The 16,156-nt window shown below is 66.9% G+C and carries 18 protein-coding genes; 13 read left to right on the plus strand and 5 right to left on the minus strand.

Translation table 11 applies throughout. The features are described from left to right. Positions 1-15 precede the first annotated feature (15 nt). The 3 genes from AC4PTB_RS09535 to AC4PTB_RS09545 all read right to left on the minus strand — a co-directional run bounded on the left by AC4PTB_RS09535 (position 16) and on the right by AC4PTB_RS09545 (position 3,599). On the minus strand, positions 16-1,485 hold the full coding sequence (locus AC4PTB_RS09535) for a carboxypeptidase M32 (RefSeq protein ID WP_492189741.1): 1,470 nt from the start codon (positions 1,483-1,485) through the stop codon (positions 16-18). After that, positions 1,482-2,666: a COX15/CtaA family protein gene (locus tag AC4PTB_RS09540; protein ID WP_492189742.1), complete on the minus strand. Its 1,185-nt coding sequence runs from the start codon at positions 2,664-2,666 to the stop codon at positions 1,482-1,484. The genes AC4PTB_RS09535 and AC4PTB_RS09540 overlap by 4 nt, the downstream gene beginning before the upstream one ends. 195 nt (positions 2,667-2,861) lie before the next feature. Continuing rightward, positions 2,862-3,599 (minus strand): RNA methyltransferase, encoded by a 738-nt coding sequence (locus AC4PTB_RS09545; protein ID WP_492189743.1) that lies wholly within the window; start codon positions 3,597-3,599, stop codon positions 2,862-2,864. A gap of 81 nt (positions 3,600-3,680) precedes the next feature. Between AC4PTB_RS09545 and AC4PTB_RS09550 the strand changes: the two genes are divergently transcribed. From AC4PTB_RS09550 to AC4PTB_RS09565, 4 genes are all read left to right on the plus strand, one after another. Next, positions 3,681-4,298, plus strand: coding sequence for a thiamine phosphate synthase (locus AC4PTB_RS09550; RefSeq protein ID WP_492189744.1), 618 nt, complete (start codon positions 3,681-3,683; stop codon positions 4,296-4,298). Beyond that, a complete protein-coding gene (locus AC4PTB_RS09555; protein WP_492189745.1) occupies positions 4,298-4,981 on the plus strand; it encodes a nucleoside/nucleotide kinase family protein in 684 nt (227 codons plus the stop codon). The genes AC4PTB_RS09550 and AC4PTB_RS09555 overlap by 1 nt, the downstream gene beginning before the upstream one ends. A 193-nt stretch (positions 4,982-5,174) precedes the next feature. Next, positions 5,175-5,819: a PAQR family membrane homeostasis protein TrhA gene (trhA, locus tag AC4PTB_RS09560; RefSeq protein ID WP_013067327.1), complete on the plus strand. Its 645-nt coding sequence runs from the start codon at positions 5,175-5,177 to the stop codon at positions 5,817-5,819. Between the two features lie 79 nt (positions 5,820-5,898). Next, on the plus strand, positions 5,899-7,092 hold the full coding sequence (locus AC4PTB_RS09565) for an IS5 family transposase (protein ID WP_492189673.1): 1,194 nt from the start codon (positions 5,899-5,901) through the stop codon (positions 7,090-7,092). A 115-nt stretch (positions 7,093-7,207) separates the two neighbouring features. Here AC4PTB_RS09565 and tgt read toward each other — a convergent pair whose 3' ends face one another. Continuing rightward, positions 7,208-8,335 carry a tRNA guanosine(34) transglycosylase Tgt gene (gene tgt, locus AC4PTB_RS09570; protein WP_492189746.1) on the minus strand — a complete coding sequence of 376 codons (1,128 nt, stop codon included), beginning with the start codon at positions 8,333-8,335 and terminating at the stop codon, positions 7,208-7,210. Between the two features lie 416 nt (positions 8,336-8,751). Between tgt and AC4PTB_RS09575 the strand changes: the two genes are divergently transcribed. From AC4PTB_RS09575 to tpiA, 4 genes are all read left to right on the plus strand, one after another. Then, complete coding sequence (locus AC4PTB_RS09575; RefSeq protein ID WP_055208679.1) at positions 8,752-9,117, plus strand: SUF system Fe-S cluster assembly protein; 366 nt, start codon at positions 8,752-8,754, stop codon at positions 9,115-9,117. Positions 9,118-9,209: 92 nt separating this feature from the next. After that, positions 9,210-10,283, plus strand: a complete 1,074-nt coding sequence (locus AC4PTB_RS09580) for an alkene reductase (protein WP_492189747.1) — start codon at positions 9,210-9,212, stop codon at positions 10,281-10,283. A gap of 69 nt (positions 10,284-10,352) precedes the next feature. Continuing rightward, positions 10,353-10,712, plus strand: a complete 360-nt coding sequence (locus AC4PTB_RS09585; protein WP_492189748.1) for a HesB/IscA family protein — start codon at positions 10,353-10,355, stop codon at positions 10,710-10,712. 69 nt (positions 10,713-10,781) lie between these two features. Then, positions 10,782-11,525, plus strand: a complete 744-nt coding sequence (tpiA, locus tag AC4PTB_RS09590) for a triose-phosphate isomerase (protein ID WP_492189749.1) — start codon at positions 10,782-10,784, stop codon at positions 11,523-11,525. 153 nt (positions 11,526-11,678) lie between these two features. On the opposite strand, the gene AC4PTB_RS09595 is transcribed toward tpiA, so the two are convergent. Continuing rightward, positions 11,679-12,140, minus strand: a complete 462-nt coding sequence (locus tag AC4PTB_RS09595) for an Lrp/AsnC family transcriptional regulator (protein WP_013067321.1) — start codon at positions 12,138-12,140, stop codon at positions 11,679-11,681. A 129-nt stretch (positions 12,141-12,269) separates the two neighbouring features. On the opposite strand from AC4PTB_RS09595, the gene cobA reads away from it, so the two are divergent. From cobA to AC4PTB_RS09620, 5 genes are read left to right on the plus strand one after another with little or no spacing between them, the layout of a single operon-like run. Then, complete coding sequence (cobA, locus tag AC4PTB_RS09600; RefSeq protein ID WP_492189750.1) at positions 12,270-13,049, plus strand: uroporphyrinogen-III C-methyltransferase; 780 nt, start codon at positions 12,270-12,272, stop codon at positions 13,047-13,049. After that, the gene (locus AC4PTB_RS09605) at positions 13,046-13,357 is read left to right on the plus strand and encodes a DUF2849 domain-containing protein (protein ID WP_492189751.1); all 312 of its coding nucleotides are present in this window, start codon (positions 13,046-13,048) and stop codon (positions 13,355-13,357) included. The genes cobA and AC4PTB_RS09605 overlap by 4 nt, the downstream gene beginning before the upstream one ends. After that, positions 13,350-15,011 carry a nitrite/sulfite reductase gene (locus tag AC4PTB_RS09610; RefSeq protein WP_492189752.1) on the plus strand — a complete coding sequence of 554 codons (1,662 nt, stop codon included), beginning with the start codon at positions 13,350-13,352 and terminating at the stop codon, positions 15,009-15,011. Before AC4PTB_RS09605 ends, AC4PTB_RS09610 begins: the two co-directional genes overlap by 8 nt. Next, a complete protein-coding gene (locus AC4PTB_RS09615; protein ID WP_492189753.1) occupies positions 14,986-15,765 on the plus strand; it encodes a phosphoadenylyl-sulfate reductase in 780 nt (259 codons plus the stop codon). Before AC4PTB_RS09610 ends, AC4PTB_RS09615 begins: the two co-directional genes overlap by 26 nt. Continuing rightward, positions 15,762-16,148 (plus strand): DUF934 domain-containing protein, encoded by a 387-nt coding sequence (locus tag AC4PTB_RS09620; RefSeq protein ID WP_492189754.1) that lies wholly within the window; start codon positions 15,762-15,764, stop codon positions 16,146-16,148. The genes AC4PTB_RS09615 and AC4PTB_RS09620 overlap by 4 nt, the downstream gene beginning before the upstream one ends. Positions 16,149-16,156: the final 8 nt, after the last annotated feature.

Here is a 16,156-nt window from a genome sequence, read left to right on the forward strand (position 1 = left end):
AGCGCCCCCTCGCCCTCAAAGCCGGTAGATCGCCGCGTATTTGCTTTCGAGATAGTCCAGAAACGGCTCTTCCGAAGGCTCGAAGCCGCAGGCGGTCACGATCGTCTCGCGCGGGGGGCGCAGCCCGCCATGGCGTTGCAGATTTTCGCGCAGCCAGTCGGTCGCGGGTTTTGCCGTGCCCTCGGCCAAAGCGGCGTCGATGTCGGGCACCGCCGCGCGCATCGCGGTGTTCAGGCAGCCTGCATAGACATTGCCCAGCGTATAGGTCGGGAAATAGCCGAAAAGCCCGCCCGCCCAATGCACATCCTGCAAGAACCCCTGCGAGGGTTTCTCGACCGCCACCCCGAAATCCGACAGGAACCGGGCGTTCCAGGCCTCCTCCAGATCGGCGACCTCCAGCTTGCCCGCGATCAGCTGCCGTTCCAGATCGAAGCGCAGCATCACATGCAGGTTGTAATGCAGCTCGTCGGCCTCGGTGCGGATGAAGCCGGGGGTCACCCGGTTCACCACCGCATGGAAGGCCTCGGCATCCGCGACACCGAAATCGCCAAAAGCATCAAGCATGCGCTGGTAAAGCCAGCCGGTGAAGGCGGCCGAGCGGCCAAGCTGGTTTTCATAGATCCGGCTCTGGCTTTCATGCACCCCCATCGAGACACCGCGGCCAAGCGGCGAGAAGGCATAGTCCGCCGAGATCCCCTGTTCATAGCAGGCGTGGCCGACCTCGTGGATGGTGGAATAAAGGCAGTTGAACGGATCGCTTTCGCAAACCCGCGTGGTGATGCGCACATCCCGCCCCGAGCCCGAGCAGAACGGATGCACCACCAGATCGAGCCGCCCCATCGTCCAGTCATAGCCAAAGGCCGAGGCGCAGATCCGCGCAAGGCGCAGCTGCGTCGCCTCGGGGAAGACATGGGTCAGCGCGGGCGGCTGATGTTCCGATCCCAGCACCTTTTCGCGCAGGCTGACCAGGCGCGGCCGCATCCGGTCGAACATCGCGCCAAGCTGGCGATGCGTCGCGCCCGGTTCGAAATCATCAAGGAGCGCATCGTAAAGATCGCCTTGCGACAGGCAGGCGGCCTCCTCGCGCTTCAATGCCACCATCTGTGCCAGCGTCGGCAGGAAGGCGGCCGCATCCTCGGCCGCGCGCGCCTCGGCCCAGACGCCCTGCGCAAGCGAGGTGAGCCGCGCCAGTTCGGTGGCCAGCCGCGCCGGAATGCGGGTGGCACGGTTGTAATTGCGCCCGGCCAGATCAAGCAGGCGGGCGTCCGCCTCGGTCGTCGCCTCGGCGCGGGCGAGCCAGTCTTCCAGCCGCGGATCGGTGCGGCGCGCATGCAGCACCGATTCCAGCGCCGCCAGTTCCTCGGCCCGCTGCTCGGCGGCACCGCGCGGCATCATCGTTTCCTGGTCCCAGCCCAGACGCTCGGCCACATGGCCAAGCGCCTCGGTTTCACGAAGATAGGCTTTCAGGTCGGCCAGAGCTGTCATTTGATCCCCCGGATCGATTGCACGCGCGGATAGCGCGCGAGGAAGCGCGCGCGGATGAGAAAGAGCCACAGCACCAGCGCCCCGGCCAGATGCGCCAGCCGCAGCGCCAGCGGATCGCCATGCAGCAGCGTGACGACGCCCAGAACGGCTTGCAGAAGCATCCAGACGGTTGCCAGCGCAAAGGCCGTGCGGGTGACGCCATGCACCGAGCGGCGCGAGCGGATCAGCGCGAAAGCTGCAAGCGCCAGCAGCAGATAGCCGAGCGCCCGGTGGCTGAACTGCAAAAGTGCCTGATTTTCCAGAGCATTGCGCCAGATCGGTTGCAGCGAGAGCAGGTCGGGCGGCAGCCAGACCCCGCCCATCAACGGCCAGTCGGTGAAAACCGCCCCCGCGCCAAGTCCGGTCACCAGCCCGCCCACGAGCAGCTGCAGGAAGCTCAGATGCATCAGCCCCGTCGCCAGACCGACGAGCCCCGGTTCCGCCTGACGCCGCGCCGAGATCAGCGCCGCCTCGGTCCGCGCGGCCAGAAGCGCATACCAGAAGGCAAAACCCGCCAGCGCGAAGGCAAGGCCCAGACGCAGCGTCGCAAAGGGCGCGGCGCCAAGGGTCGTTTGCGCCCGTTCGATCTGTGCCACGACCAGATCGGCGGCCTGCGCCACCCGTTCCTGCGGCGTCGGCGGGGCGATCACGGGCGCAGGCGTCGGCGGCATCGCGGGCAGAAGCTGCAACGGCGGCAGGGCGCCCGTTTGCGGCAGCACCTCGGCCGCGGGCGCGGGGGCAAGGGCGCGCGACAGCTGCGCGAGCGGCGCCGGGTCCGAGGCCGCCAGCAGCAGGCAGCCCAGCCCCAGCCCCGCCACGCGCATCCCCCAGCCCGGTGGCAGGCGGCGGCTGACAGTCAACCCCAGTGCGCCAAGCGCCCAGACCGCAAAAAGCGCCAAGCCCGTGTAGGGCTGCGCCAGATCAAGTTCCGCAATGCCAAGGCCCGGCGTCGCATCCAGACCCAGTTGCAGCACCGCAAGCACGATCAGCGACACCATCCAGAGCAGCACCGCCTTGCGCGCGCCTTTGGGCCGCGCGTCGATCATGCCGCCCTTCGGCGCCACCGGCATCTGTTTCGGGGTCTCGACGCCCACCTCTTCAAAGATCGCGCGCGAGCGGTTCTTGACGGGTTTCATCCCCATGCGGGCCTCCTGTCGCTTTCGCGCGACACTAGGGCGCGGGGCGGGCGGGGGCAAGGGGATTGGCACCGACCCGGGCGGCAGGGCGGTGCGGATCGTCCCGCAACCCTCGGGACAGGAAGGGTTTTTCGGCGTCATCGCGAGGCGCGGGCGCAGCCCTTGGCGCAAATGTCGCGCCCCCGCGACCCGGCGGGCGGATCAGTCGCGGTTGCGCAACAGCTGGCGCAACATCCCGTGCAGCGTCTGCACATCGGCGCGTGTCAGGCCGAACCGGCTCCACATATTGCGCAGATTGCGCTTCATCATCGGCGCCTTGCCCTCGGGGAAGAAGAACCCGGCCTGCTCCAGCCGGTCCTCGTAATGATCGCCAAGCTTCTCGATTTCGAGCGCATTGGCCATTTCGGCCCCGGCCAGACCGGGATCGATCGCGGGGGCGTCACTGCCCTGACGGGCGAATTCGTAAGCCGTCAGCAGCACCGCCTGCGCCAGATTGAGCGAGAAGAATTCGGGGTTCACCGGCACGGTGATGATCGCATTCGCCCGGATGATGTCGTCGTTTTCCAACCCGGTGCGTTCCGGGCCGAACATCACGCCGACGCGCTGACCGGCGGCGATCCGCGCCCGCGCCTCGGCCATCGCGGCCTCCGGCGTGTAAATCGGCTTCGTCAGCTCGCGCCCGCGCGCGGTCGTGGCAAAGACGAAATCGCAATCACCAATCGCCTCGGCCGTGGTCGCGAAGACCCCGGCATGGTCCAGCACCTTGCCCGCCGCCCCCGAGGCCATGGCGACCGCCTTCGGGTTCGGCCAGCCGTCGCGCGGATCGACGAGCCGCAGGGTCGAAAGCGAGAAATTCAGCATCGCCCGGGCGGCGGCACCAATATTCTCGCCCATCTGCGGACGGATCAGGATGAAGACGGGGGTCTGATGCGAAGTCATGCCCCCCGATACAGAAGCGCAAAGCCGCTGGCAAGGCGGGGCGGCCTGCGCTAGAAGGCGCCAAACCCGAAAGGAGCCCCCATGTCCGAGGATCGCCCGCAGCTTTATCTGGCCACCCCGCCCAGCTTCGATCTGGACGTTTTCCCGCAGCTGCTGGCGCGCGTGCTGGGCGCGCAGGAGGTGGCCTGCCTGCGTTTGGGTCTGGCGACCAAGGACGAGGACAAGGTGATGCGTGCCGCCGATGCGGTGCGTCAGGTGGCGCATGACTTCGACGTGGCGCTGGTGATCGAGAACCACATCGCGCTGGTGGAACGGCACGGGCTTGACGGCGTGCATCTGACCGACGGCGCCCGCACCGTGCGCTATGCCCGCAAGGAGCTGGGCCAGGATGCGATCGTGGGCTGTTTCTGCGCCGCCTCGCAGCATGACGGCATGACCGCGGGCGAGGCCGGGGCGGATTATGTCTGCTTCGGTCCGGTGGGCGAAACCGGCCTTGGCACCGGCGCCCGGGCCGAACGCGACCTGTTCCAGTGGTGGTCCGAGGTGATCGAGGTTCCGGTGGTGGCCGAAGGCGCGCTGACCGAGGATCTGGTGCGCGAGCTTGCCCCGGTCACCGATTTCTTCGCCGTGGGCGAAGAGATCTGGACCGCCGAGGACCCGGTGGCGGCGCTGGGCCGTCTTGTCGCGGCGATGGGCTGATGGCGGAATTCTGGCTGGGCGATTCCAACGGCCCGATGGGCGATGTCGGCGCCTTCATGGGCTCCGAGCTGCGGGTGGACCGCGCCGATCTGGCCGGTCACATCGGGCAGTTGGGCGAAGACCGCGTGCTGGTGGCGCTGGTCGGCGCGCCCGGTTCGGGCAAGTCGCATCTGGCGGCGGAACTGGCGGCGCAGTTGAACGCCCGCAGCCCCGGCCGCGCCGCGATCCTGCCGATGGACGGGTTTCATCGCGACAATGACTGGCTGGATGCGCAGGGCCTGCGCGCGGTGAAGGGCCATCCCGACACCTTCGATGTCGAAAGCCTTGCCGTCTGTCTGGCGCAGGTGAAGGCCGCAACCGAAGAGTGCCCGGTGCCGAGCTTTGATCGGGCCGCGGATGCCGTCGTGCCCGCGGGCGCGGTGATCCCCGCCACGGCGCAGGTGATCCTGGTCGAGGGCAATTACCTGCTGCTGACCCGCCCGGGCTGGCGCGATCTGGCGCCGCTGTTCGATCTGTCGGTCCGGCTGGCCGTGCCCGAGGCCGAACTGCGCCGCCGCCTCATGGCGCGCTGGTCCGACCTGGCGCTGGCGGAAGCCACGCGCCGGACCGAGGAGAACGACCTGCCGAACGGGCGCTTGCTCATCAACGAAAACCGGGCCGCGGATCTGGTGATCTTCGGTTGAGCGGGGCTCTGCCCCGCACCCCGGGATATTTATGGCAAGATGAAGGCCGCAGTTTCATCTTGCCATAAATATCCCGGGGGGAGTCCGCAGGACGGGGGGCAGCTCCCCCCTGCCCGGCCCGTTGGCTGACGCTGCGTCAGCCTTTGGCTTGCCCGCCCCGGCTGCTAGGATGCGCCATTCCCCGGAGGTTGCGATGACACGACATGAGCTGGCCCATTCGTTCCGCGAGCATTTCGCCGATGGCGTGATGCATGTGCTGGGCGTCACCTTTGCCGTTGCGGCGGTTTCGGCGCTGATGGTCTGGGCGGCGATGGCGGGGCTTGGGCCGAAAATCTGGCCACTGGTCGTCTATGCGGTCGGGCTGATCGCCTCGTTCGGGTTTTCGGCGGGCTACAACCTGACGCTTTATGCGCCTGCCCGCGCGGTGCTGCGCCGTTTCGACCATGCCGCGATTTATCTTTTGATCGCCGGCACTTACACGCCGATGGCGCTGATCGGTCTGGGCGGAAAGGTGGGCATTGCGCTGACCGTGACGATCTGGACGCTGGCGTTGATCGGCATGGTGATGAAGCTTGGCTTCTTTCATGCCGCCGAAAAGGCCGGGTTCCTGCTCTACCTCGTGATGGGGCTTTTGGGCCTGGTCGCGATCTGGCCGCTGATCGAGCGGCTGCCGCTCGCCGTGCTGATCCTTCTGGGGATCGGCGGCGCGGTCTATCTGCTGGGCACGGTGTTTTACAAGCTGAAGCGGATGCCGTTTTCCCGCGCGATCTGGCACGGCCATGTGATCGCGGCGGCGGCGACGCATTACGCCGCCGTCATCCTGATCGCCGGGCATTAACAGGCTGCTGAAGAAGTCGGCCCTTGGCCCGGTTTGAGGAACATGATTCACCCTCGGCACGGTAACGTAGGGGGCAAAGATGCGGGGGACGGACGAGACGAGCGGGTCGCTGTTCAGCTATGTCGATCTTGAGGCTCGCATCCCCGCGCGGCATCCGTTGCGCAAGATCAGGCAGGTGGTGAACGAGGCGTTGGCGAGCCTGGATGGCGAGTTCGATGCGCTTTACACCGATTTCGGCCGCCCTTCGATCCCGCCGGAACGGCTGATCCGGGCCAGCCTGACCCAGATCCTGTTCTCGATCCGCTCCGAGCGTCAGTTGATGGGACAGATGCAGTATAACCTGCTGTTCCGCTGGTTCGTCGGTCTCGGGATTGACGACGCCGTGTGGGTGCCGACCGTCTTCACCAAGAACCGCGACCGCCTGCTGACGACCGAGATGTCGCGCAAGGTGATGGCGGCGATCCTGGCGCATCGCGAGGTCGCGCCGCTGTTGTCGGACGACCATTTCTCGGTCGACGGCACGCTGATCAAGGCTTGGGCGTCGATGAAGAGCTTCCAGCCCAAGGCGGACGACACGCCGCCCGACGACGATCCGGGCAGCCCGACCGGACCCGACACCGCCCCCGACACAGCCCCCGACACAGCCATCGAAGAAGCAGACCAACCCACCGAGCCCGAGGCCGCCCCGATGCACCGCGACCACCGCCAGAACCGCAATGCCGAAGTCGATTTCCGGGGCGAGAAGCGGTCCAATGCCACCCATGCCTCGACCACCGACCCCGATGCGCGCCTTTACAAGAAATCCCCCGGCACCGGCGCCATGCTCTGCTTCATCGGCCATGCCCTGATGGAGAACCGGAACGGGCTCATCGTGCAGGGCGACCTGACCCAGGCGGATGGCCATGCCGAACGGCGCGCCGCGCTGGACATGATCCATCGAAATTCCCCCGGATCGACCCGGCGATTGACGCTGGGAGCGGACAAGGGCTTCGACGCCGCCGAGTTCGTCGCCGACCTGCGGCAAGCCTGTGTGACCCCGCATGTCGCGCAGAAATCCCGATACTCGGCGATCGACGGCCGCACGACCCGGCACGAGGGTTACGCCCTGTCGATCAAAAACCGCAAACGGATCGAAGAGGCTTTCGGCTGGGCCAAAACCGTCGGCGGCATGGCCCAGACCGTTTATCGCGGCGTCGAACGGGTGCGTTCCCGCTTCATCCTCACCATGGCCGCAAACAACCTCGCCCGACTGCCCCGGCTGCTCGCAGCCTGATGCTGGGAAACCGCGCCAGGCATGTAGATCGCCAGCGTCGATCGAGCCGAAACCAAACCCAGCAGGTTGCGCCGAAAGAAAACTGTTCCGCAAAGGCGACTTCTTCAGCACCCTGTTAAAGCGGGTCGATATCCCCCGCCGCGCGCTCGGCGTGGAAGGCGGCCACGAAGTCCGAAAGCCGCCCGGCCGTGATCGCATCGCGCAGACCCGCCATAAGATCCTGATAATACTGCAGGTTGTGCCAGGTCAGCAGCATGCCCGAGATCATCTCCTGCGCCTTGAAGACATGGTGCAGATAGGCGCGGGAATAGTTCCGGCAGGCCGGGCAGCTGCAGGCCTCGTCCAGCGGGCGCGGGTCATCCTGATGCCGGGCGTTCTTGATGTTGATCTGGCCGCGCCGCGTCCAGGCCTGCCCGGTGCGGCCCGAGCGCGAGGGCAGCACGCAATCCATCATGTCGATGCCGCGTTCGACCGCGCCGACGATGTCGTCGGGCTTGCCCACGCCCATCAGATAGCGCGGCTTGTCTTCGGGCAGGAAGCCGGGCGCGTAATCCAGGACCGAGAACATCGCCTCCTGCCCCTCGCCCACGGCCAGACCGCCAAGCGCATAGCCGTCAAAGCCGATGTCCTTGAGCTTCTCGGCACTTTCCTCACGCAACTCCCGCGTGACGCCGCCCTGCATGATGCCAAAGAGCGCATGGCCCGGCCGGTCGCCAAAGGCATCGCGGCTTCGCTGCGCCCAGCGCATCGACAGCCGCATCGATTTCGCCACCGTCGCGTCATCGGCGGGCAGCGCCGGGCATTCGTCAAAAGCCATCACGATATCCGAGCCCAGAAGCTTCTGGATCTCCATCGAGCGTTCGGGGCTGAGATGGTGTTTCGAGCCGTCGATATGGCTGGAAAAGGTCACGCCCTCCTCGGTCAGCTTGCGCAGGGAGGCAAGGCTCATCACCTGAAACCCGCCCGAGTCGGTCAGGATCGGGCGCTCCCAGTTCATGAACTTGTGCAACCCGCCCAGCCGCGCGATGCGCTCGGCCGTGGGGCGCAGCATCAGGTGATAGGTGTTGCCCAGAAGGATGTCGGCGCCGGTGGCACGCACGCTTTCGGGCAGCATCGCCTTGACCGTGGCGGCGGTGCCGACGGGCATGAAGGCGGGGGTGCGGATCTCGCCGCGCGGGGTGTGGATGACGCCGGTGCGGGCGGCGCCGTCGGTGGCGGAGAGGGTGAAGCTGAACTGGGTCATCGGGCGCTCCTTTCGGCCGCATGTAGCAGCGCCGGGCCGAAAGGGAAAGCGACGCGCGCGGGCAGGGTTTCCAAGCGGGCGGGGAAGGCTTTCGCCTCGGGCAAGCCCGAGGCGACCCGCGGGGGGCTCCGCCCCCCGCACCCCCCCCAAAAAAAGGAAGGGCGTATTTTGCCAAGGAAAAGCGGGGCCTTTGCCCTTTGACGGGCGCGGCACGCCCCCCGCAAGGGCAGCCTGACCGGGCTTGTTTTTTCTTGGCGCAAATACGCCGGGGGTGCGGGGGCGGAGCCCCCGCCCGGGTCGCCGAGGCCCCGCCGCGGCGAAATCCCACCTGGCACGCGGCTTTCCGCCCGCAGCGACGGCCTTTACCTCCCCCCCTGATACCCTATATAAACTCTAGGAAATAGCCCGAGAGAGTCATGACCAGCACCGAACACGCGCTCCCCGAAGGGGCCCCGCTGATTGCCCCGTCCGATATCGAGCACCCGCTTTACGCCTCGGTGGTCGAGGCCTGCCGCACCGTCTTCGACCCGGAAATTCCGGTCAACATCTTCGATCTGGGCCTGATCTACACGATCAGGATCGGCGAAGACGGCGTCGTCGCCATCACCATGACGCTGACCGCCCCGGGCTGTCCGGTGGCGGGCGAGATGCCGCAATGGCTGGCCGACGCGGTCGAGGCGGTCGAGGGCGTGCAACGCTGCGAGATCGAGATGACCTTCGACCCGGCCTGGGGCATGGACATGATGTCGGACGAAGCCCGGCTTGAGCTTGGCTTCATGTGATTGTGCAGGGCGGACAGAGCGTCTGTGCAGCCCGGCCCTTGCCTGACCTTGCCGATCCTTTAGGCTGAGGGCCTTCTTGAACGGAGGGTCAGATGACCGACACCCTGTTTTCCCCCGGCCAGCTTGGGGAGATTTCCATCGCCAACCGCGTCGTGATGGCGCCGCTTACCCGCAACCGCGCCCCTGACCGGATGCCCACCGATCTGACGGTGGACTATTACCGCCAGCGCGCGACGGCCGGGCTGATCATCACCGAGGGCGCGCAGATCTCGCCCCTGGGCCAGGGCTATGCCTGGACGCCCGGCATCCACACCGAGGCGCAGGCGGCGGCCTGGGCCCGGGTCACCGAGGCCGTCCATGCCGAGGGCGGCAAGATCGTGATCCAGCTCTGGCATGTCGGGCGCGTCTCGCATGAGACGATCATCGACGGGCAGACCCCGGTGGCGCCCTCGGCGTTGTCGGCCGCCTCGAAGACCTTCGACGGCACCGGCTTTGTCGAAACCGGCATGCCGCGCGAGATGACCGAGGAGGACATCGCCCGCAGCTTCCTCGATTACGGCCATGCGGCGCAGCTGGCGAAACAGGCGGGCTTCGACGGGGTCGAGGTGCATGCGGCGAACGGCTATCTGATCGACCAGTTCCTGCGCGACACGTCGAACAGGCGCAGCGACGGCTGGGGCGGCCCGGTCGCCAACCGCATTCGCTTCCTTGAAGGCGCGGTCGATGCCTGCGTCGCGGTCTGGGGCCCGGGGCGGGTGGGCGTGCGGCTCTCGCCCTTCTCCAACGCCAACAATGTCGGCATCGACAGCGACACGCCTGCGCTGTTCGGGGCGGCCATCGCGGCGCTGAACGACCGGCCGCTGGCCTATGTCCACATGGTCGAGGGCCAGACCGGCGGGCCGCGCGACTGGCCCGCGGGCGCGTTGGAAGCGCTGCGCGACGCCATCCGCGCCCCCTATATCGCCAACAACGGCTACGAGCGTGACAGCGCGATCGCCGCGGTGGCGACAGGCACGGCGGCGGCGGTGGCTTTTGGCAAGCCTTTCATCGCCAACCCCGATCTGGTGGCGCGGCTGGAACGGGACGCGGCATGGAACCCGCTGCGGCTGGCGCTGATGTATGGCGGCGGCGCCGAGGGCTACACCGACTACCCCTTCCTGCCCTGATCTCTTCGGGCGGCCCGGCAGGCTTGTCGGACCGCCCACGCACCCTAGCTATGGGCGAAAGGAGCCCCCATGTTCGCACTCCCCGGCAAGCCCCCCGTCACCCTGACCCCCGCGGCCATCGCGCAGATCGCCGAGCTGATGGCGCGCGAAGGCGCCGCGGGCTTTCGCATCGGCGTGAAAAAGGGCGGCTGCGCGGGCATGGAATATACAATGGAAATCGCCGCCGAGGCCGATCCGATGGATATCGTCGTCGAGGCAGGCCCGGCCCGCGTGCTGATCGCACCCTTGGCGCAGATGTTCCTGATCGGCACCGAAATCGACTACGAGGAAACCATGCTCGAATCGGGCTTCAAGTTCCGCAACCCGAATGTGGTCGAAAGCTGCGGTTGCGGCGAATCGGTGAAGTTCCGCGACGCGCCCGCGGGCTGAGGCCCATTTCTTGCTTGCGCGGACCGCGCGCCTGCCTAATCTGCGCCCGATTTTGGCAAGGAGGCAGGAATGCGCAGAAAATTGGCCGCGGGCAACTGGAAGATGAACGGCACCAAGGCAAGCTTGGCCGAGGTGGCGGCGCTGATCGCGGCGCATCCCGACCCGAAATCCGACGTGCTGCTCTGCCCGCCTGCGACGCTGGTCGCGGCGATGGTGGCGACGGCGGCGGGCAAGATCGCGGTCGGCGGCCAGGATTGCCACATGAAGGCCGCAGGCGCGCATACTGGTGACATCGCGGCCGAAATGCTGGCCGATTGCGGCGCCTCCCATGTGATCCTCGGCCATTCCGAACGCCGCGCCGATCATGGCGAAAGCTCGGAAATGGTCGCGGCCAAGGCCACTGCTGCCCGCGCCGCCGGGCTGGTCGCGGTGATCTGTGTGGGTGAGACCGAAGCGCAGCGCGATGCGGGCGAAACGCTGGCGCTGGTCGGCGCGCAGCTGGCGGGCTCGGTGCCGGATGGCGCGACGGCGGCGAATACCGTCATCGCCTATGAACCGGTCTGGGCGATCGGCACCGGCCGCACGCCCACGCTGGAACAGATCGCGGAAGTGCATGATTTCATGCGTGCCGAGCTTGTCGCCCGCTTCGGCACCGAGGGCGAGGGCATGCGGCTCCTCTACGGTGGCTCGGTCAAACCCTCGAACGCAACCGAGATCTTTGCCACCTCGAATGTCGATGGCGCGCTGGTGGGCGGCGCTTCGCTCAAGGCCGCCGATTTCGGCGCGATCCTGAGCGCGCTCGACGCGGCCTGAGGCAAGGCTGGGGGCGCTGCCCCCAGACCCCCGGGATATTTGGAGCAAGATGAAATCAGCTTCGGTTGTTTTTCATCTTGCTCCAAATATCCCGGGGGGTGAATGGCCGACAGGCCAGAGGGGGGCAGCGCCCCCCTGCCCGGCCCGACCGGGTCACACCGGCAGAATCGTCGTCGACTTGATCTCTTCCATGCTCAGAAGCGCGGTGACGTTGTAGATCTTCACCTCGGAGATCAGCGCCTGATAAAAAAGGTCATAGGCGCGCGCATTCTTCACCCGCACCTTCAGGATATAGTCGATATCCCCCGCCAGCCGATGCGCCTCAAGCACCTCGGGGCGCGCGCGCAAGGTGGCCAGAAACCGGCGCTGCCAGTCTGCTTCGTGTTCCGAGGTCCGGATCAGCACGAAGAAACAGGCCTCAAGCCCCAGCGCCTCGGCATCGAGCAGCACCGTCTGCCGCCCGATCACGCCCAGATCCTTCATCTTGCGGATCCGGTTCCACACCGGGGTCTTCGACGAGCCCACCTTGCGCGCGATCTCGTCGAGCGACTGGCTCGCATCCTCCTGCATCTGAAACAGGATCTTCCGATCCATCTCGTCCAACCGGACCGCCATTCGCCTTTTCCCCCGTTTCGCAGGAAATCTCCTTGTCAGGACCCAGAATAGGAAACGAAGTTCCTTATTCGCAAGGGGGCATGGCGTTCGCGGGGAAAAATTTCCTATATTGCGCGAAAGGAGACCGCCATGACCCAGACCCTTCGCACGCCCGAGACCGACGCCCCCCGCAGCACTGGCCATGTGACGCTGGCCGGGGCCGGTCCGGGCTGCGCGGATCATCTGACGCTGGCGGTGGCGCGGGCGCTGGCCACGGCCGATGTGATCTTGCATGACCGGCTGGTCTCGGCCGAGGTTCTGGCGCTGGCCGGACCGCAGGCGCTGCGGATCGAGACCGGCAAGACCGGCTTTGGCGCCCATATGCCGCAAGAGGAAATCATCGCGCTGATGCTGGGTTTCGCGCGCACCGGGCGCAATGTGCTGCGGCTGAAATCGGGCGATCCGGGCGTCTTCGGCCGTCTGGGCGAGGAGCTGGACGCGCTTGATGCCGCCGGGATCGGCTTCACCATCCTGCCCGGGATCACCGCCGCCTCGGCCGCCGCCGCCAGCCTTGGGCAAAGCCTGACCGAGCGCGGCCGCAACCGGGAGCTGCGCCTGATCACCGGCCATGACATCGCGGGCTTTGCCGAGGCGGATTGGGCAGGCCTTGCCCGTCCGGGCGCGGTCGCCGCGATCTACATGGGCAAGAAGGCCGCACGTTTCCTGCAAGGCCGGCTGATGATGCACGGCGCGCTTGCCACGACGCCGGTGACGCTCGTAGAAAATATTTCCCGCGCCGAGGAGCGCGTGATCGCCACCACCCTTGCCGATCTGCCCGCCGCCGCCGCGCGTCTGGAAGGTCCCGCCGTCATCCTGTTCGGTCTCGCCCCCCGCGCGGCCGCCGCCCAATCGCTCGAGGCTGTGATATGAGTCGTTCCTTTGTTCCGAAAGTCGTCAGCGCCAATGATCTGCGCGCCGGTCATGTGGTCTATTTCTCGGCCGCCGAGACCTGGGTACGCGATATCGCTCAGGCCGAGGTGCTGACCGACGAGGCCGAGGCGCAGCTGCGCCTGCTTTCCGCGATGGGTCACACGACGGTTGCGGTGGGGGTCTATCTGGTCGATGTGACGCAAGGACCGCAGGGGCCGGTGCCGGTGGCGCTGCGCGAGCAATTCCGCGCCAGGGGCCCCTCGATCCGCCCGACGAAAGAAGCCGCCAAGGACGCCGCACATGTATGAATATTCCGACTTCGACGAAGCTTTCGTGCGCAATCGCGTCGCGCAGTTTCGCGATCAGGTGGCACGGCGGCTCGACGGCAGCCTGACCGAGGAGGAATTCCGCCCGCTGCGGCTGATGAACGGGCTGTATCTGCAGCTGCATGCCTATATGCTGCGCGTCGCCATCCCCTATGGCACGCTCTCGTCGAACCAGATGCGGGCGCTGGCCGATGTGGCGGACCGCTTTGACCGCGGTTATGGCCATTTCACCACCCGCCAGAACATCCAGTTCAACTGGATCAAGCTCACGGACACGCCCGACATTCTGGAGCGGCTGGCCGAGGACGGGCTGCATGCGATCCAGACCTCGGGCAATTGCATCCGCAACGTCACCACCGACGCCTTTGCCGGGGCCGCGGCGGATGAGATCGAAGACCCCCGCCCCTATGCGGAGCTGATCCGGCAATGGTCCTCGGATCACGCCGAATTCCAGTTCCTGCCGCGCAAGTTCAAGATCGCGATCACCGGCAGCCCCGAGGATCGCGCCGCGATCCGCGCCCATGATGTCGGGCTGCAGCTGATCCGCCGCGGCGCCGAGACCGGGTTCCGCGTGCTGGTGGGCGGCGGGCTGGGGCGCACGCCGATGCTGGCGCCCGAGCTGCGCGATTTCCTGCCCAAGGCCGATCTGCTGCCCTATCTGGAGGCGATCCTGGCCGCCTACAACCTGATCGGGCGGCGCGACAACAAATACAAAGCGCGCATCAAGATCACCGTCTTCGAAACCGGGATCGAGCCGTTCCGCGATCTGGTCGAGCAGGAATTCGCCCGCATCAAGCCGCAATTCACCGGCGCCGATCAGGCGCTTCTGGCCGGGATCACCCCGCATTTCGCCCTGCCCGATCTGGTCGCGAAAGACCCCGCCCCCTATGCCGAGGCGCGCGCCGCCGATCCGGCTTTCGCCGCCTGGGCGAAGCACTCCGTCACCGATCACAAGCGCCCCGATCATGCGGTGGTGACGATCTCGGTCAAGACCCCGGGCGAGGAACCGGGCGATGTCTCGGCGGCGCAGATGCGGGCCGTGGCGGATCTGGCCGACCTTTACGGCTATGGCGAGCTGCGCATTTCCCACATGCAGAACATCGTTCTGCCCCATGTCGCCCGCGCCGATCTGCCCGCCCTTCATGCCGCGCTGCGCAAGGTTGGCCTCGCGGCGGCGAATGTCGGGCTGATTTCCGACATGATCGCCTGCCCGGGAATGGATTACTGCGCGCTGGCCACGGCGCGGTCGATCCCGCTGGCGCAGGATATCGCGCGGCATTTCGAGACGCTGGATCTGGTCGACACCATCGGGCCGCTGCCCCTGAAAATCTCGGGCTGCATCAACGCCTGCGGTCATCACCATCTGGGCGCCATCGGCATCCTTGGCCTTGATCGCGCCGGAGCCGAGAATTACCAGATCACCCTTGGCGGCGCCGAGGGGCCCGAGGCCGCGATCGGCGAAAAGATGGGGCCGGGCTTTGCCTATGACGCGGTCGTGCCCGCGATCGAGCGGCTGGTGCGCGCCTATCTGGCGCTGCGGCTTTCGGAGAGCGAAACCTTTCTTGCCACGCTGCACCGGCTGGGGCGCGAGCCCTTCCGCGCCGCCCTTTATGATGAGGCCCAGGATGCTGCCTGACATCGGCCCCCGCGTTGCGGCGCTCAATGACCGCTATCGGCATCATGCCGCGATTGCGGTGATGGAAAAGGCGCTGGCCGATCCCGACACCGGGCGGGTGGCGATGGTCAGCTCGTTCGGCGCAGAATCGGTCGTGCTGCTGCACATGGTCTCGCTGATCGCCCCGGCGACGCCGGTGCTTTTCGTCGACACGATGATGCTGTTTCCCGAGACGCTGGCCTATCAGCAGGAGGTCGCTTCGAAACTGGGCCTGTCGGAGATCCGCACCATCCGCGCGACGAAAGCCGCGCTGGCGCTGGAGGACCCCGATGGCACGCTTTATCAGTTCGACACCGACGCCTGCTGCAATCTGCGCAAGACCGTGCCGCTGGAAACCGCGCTCTCGGGCTTTGACGCCTGGATCACCGGGCGCAAGCGCTATCAGGGCGCGACGCGCGCCGAGATCGACTTCTTCGAGGTCGAGACACCGCAGCGGATGAAGATCAATCCGCTGGCGCATTGGGGGCGCGAGGATCTGGAAGAATACATGGTGCAAAACCGCCTGCCCCGGCATCCGCTGGTGGCGCGGGGCTATCCGTCCATTGGCTGCGCGCCCTGCACCTCGCCGGTGAAACCGGGCGAAGATCCGCGCGCAGGCCGTTGGCGCGGCTCGCAAAAAACCGAATGCGGCATCCATTTCATCGGCGGCAGGATGGTCCGGGTCAAACCGGCCGAGGAGTCCGCCGAAGGCAGCGACAAGGACAAGGTGGCATGAGTGTGATCGTGCGCGACACGGGCTTTGCGCCCGAGGATTTTACCGGGATTGCCGTCGAGATCCCCCCCACCACCGCCCCCGACGCGCTGGCCGGGCTGGTGGCCGGGGCTGAACTGGTCAAGGTGCTCTTCCCCAGTTTCTCGGACGGGCGCGGCTTCACCCTTGGCCGGCTGATCCGCGATGCGGGCTATACCGGCCGCCTGCGCGCCAGCGGGCCGATCATCGCCGATCAATACGGCATGGCCCGGCGCTCGGGCTTTGACGAGGTGGAGATCCCCGAGGATCTGGCCGCCCGGCAGGGCGAGGCGCAATGGCTGGCCCGCGCCGACTGGCAGGCGCATGACTATCGCGCGCGGCTGTTCGGCTCGGTTGCGACAGCGTGATCGCTTGA

The organism is Rhodobacter sp. 4.3.4, assembly GCF_058724655.1.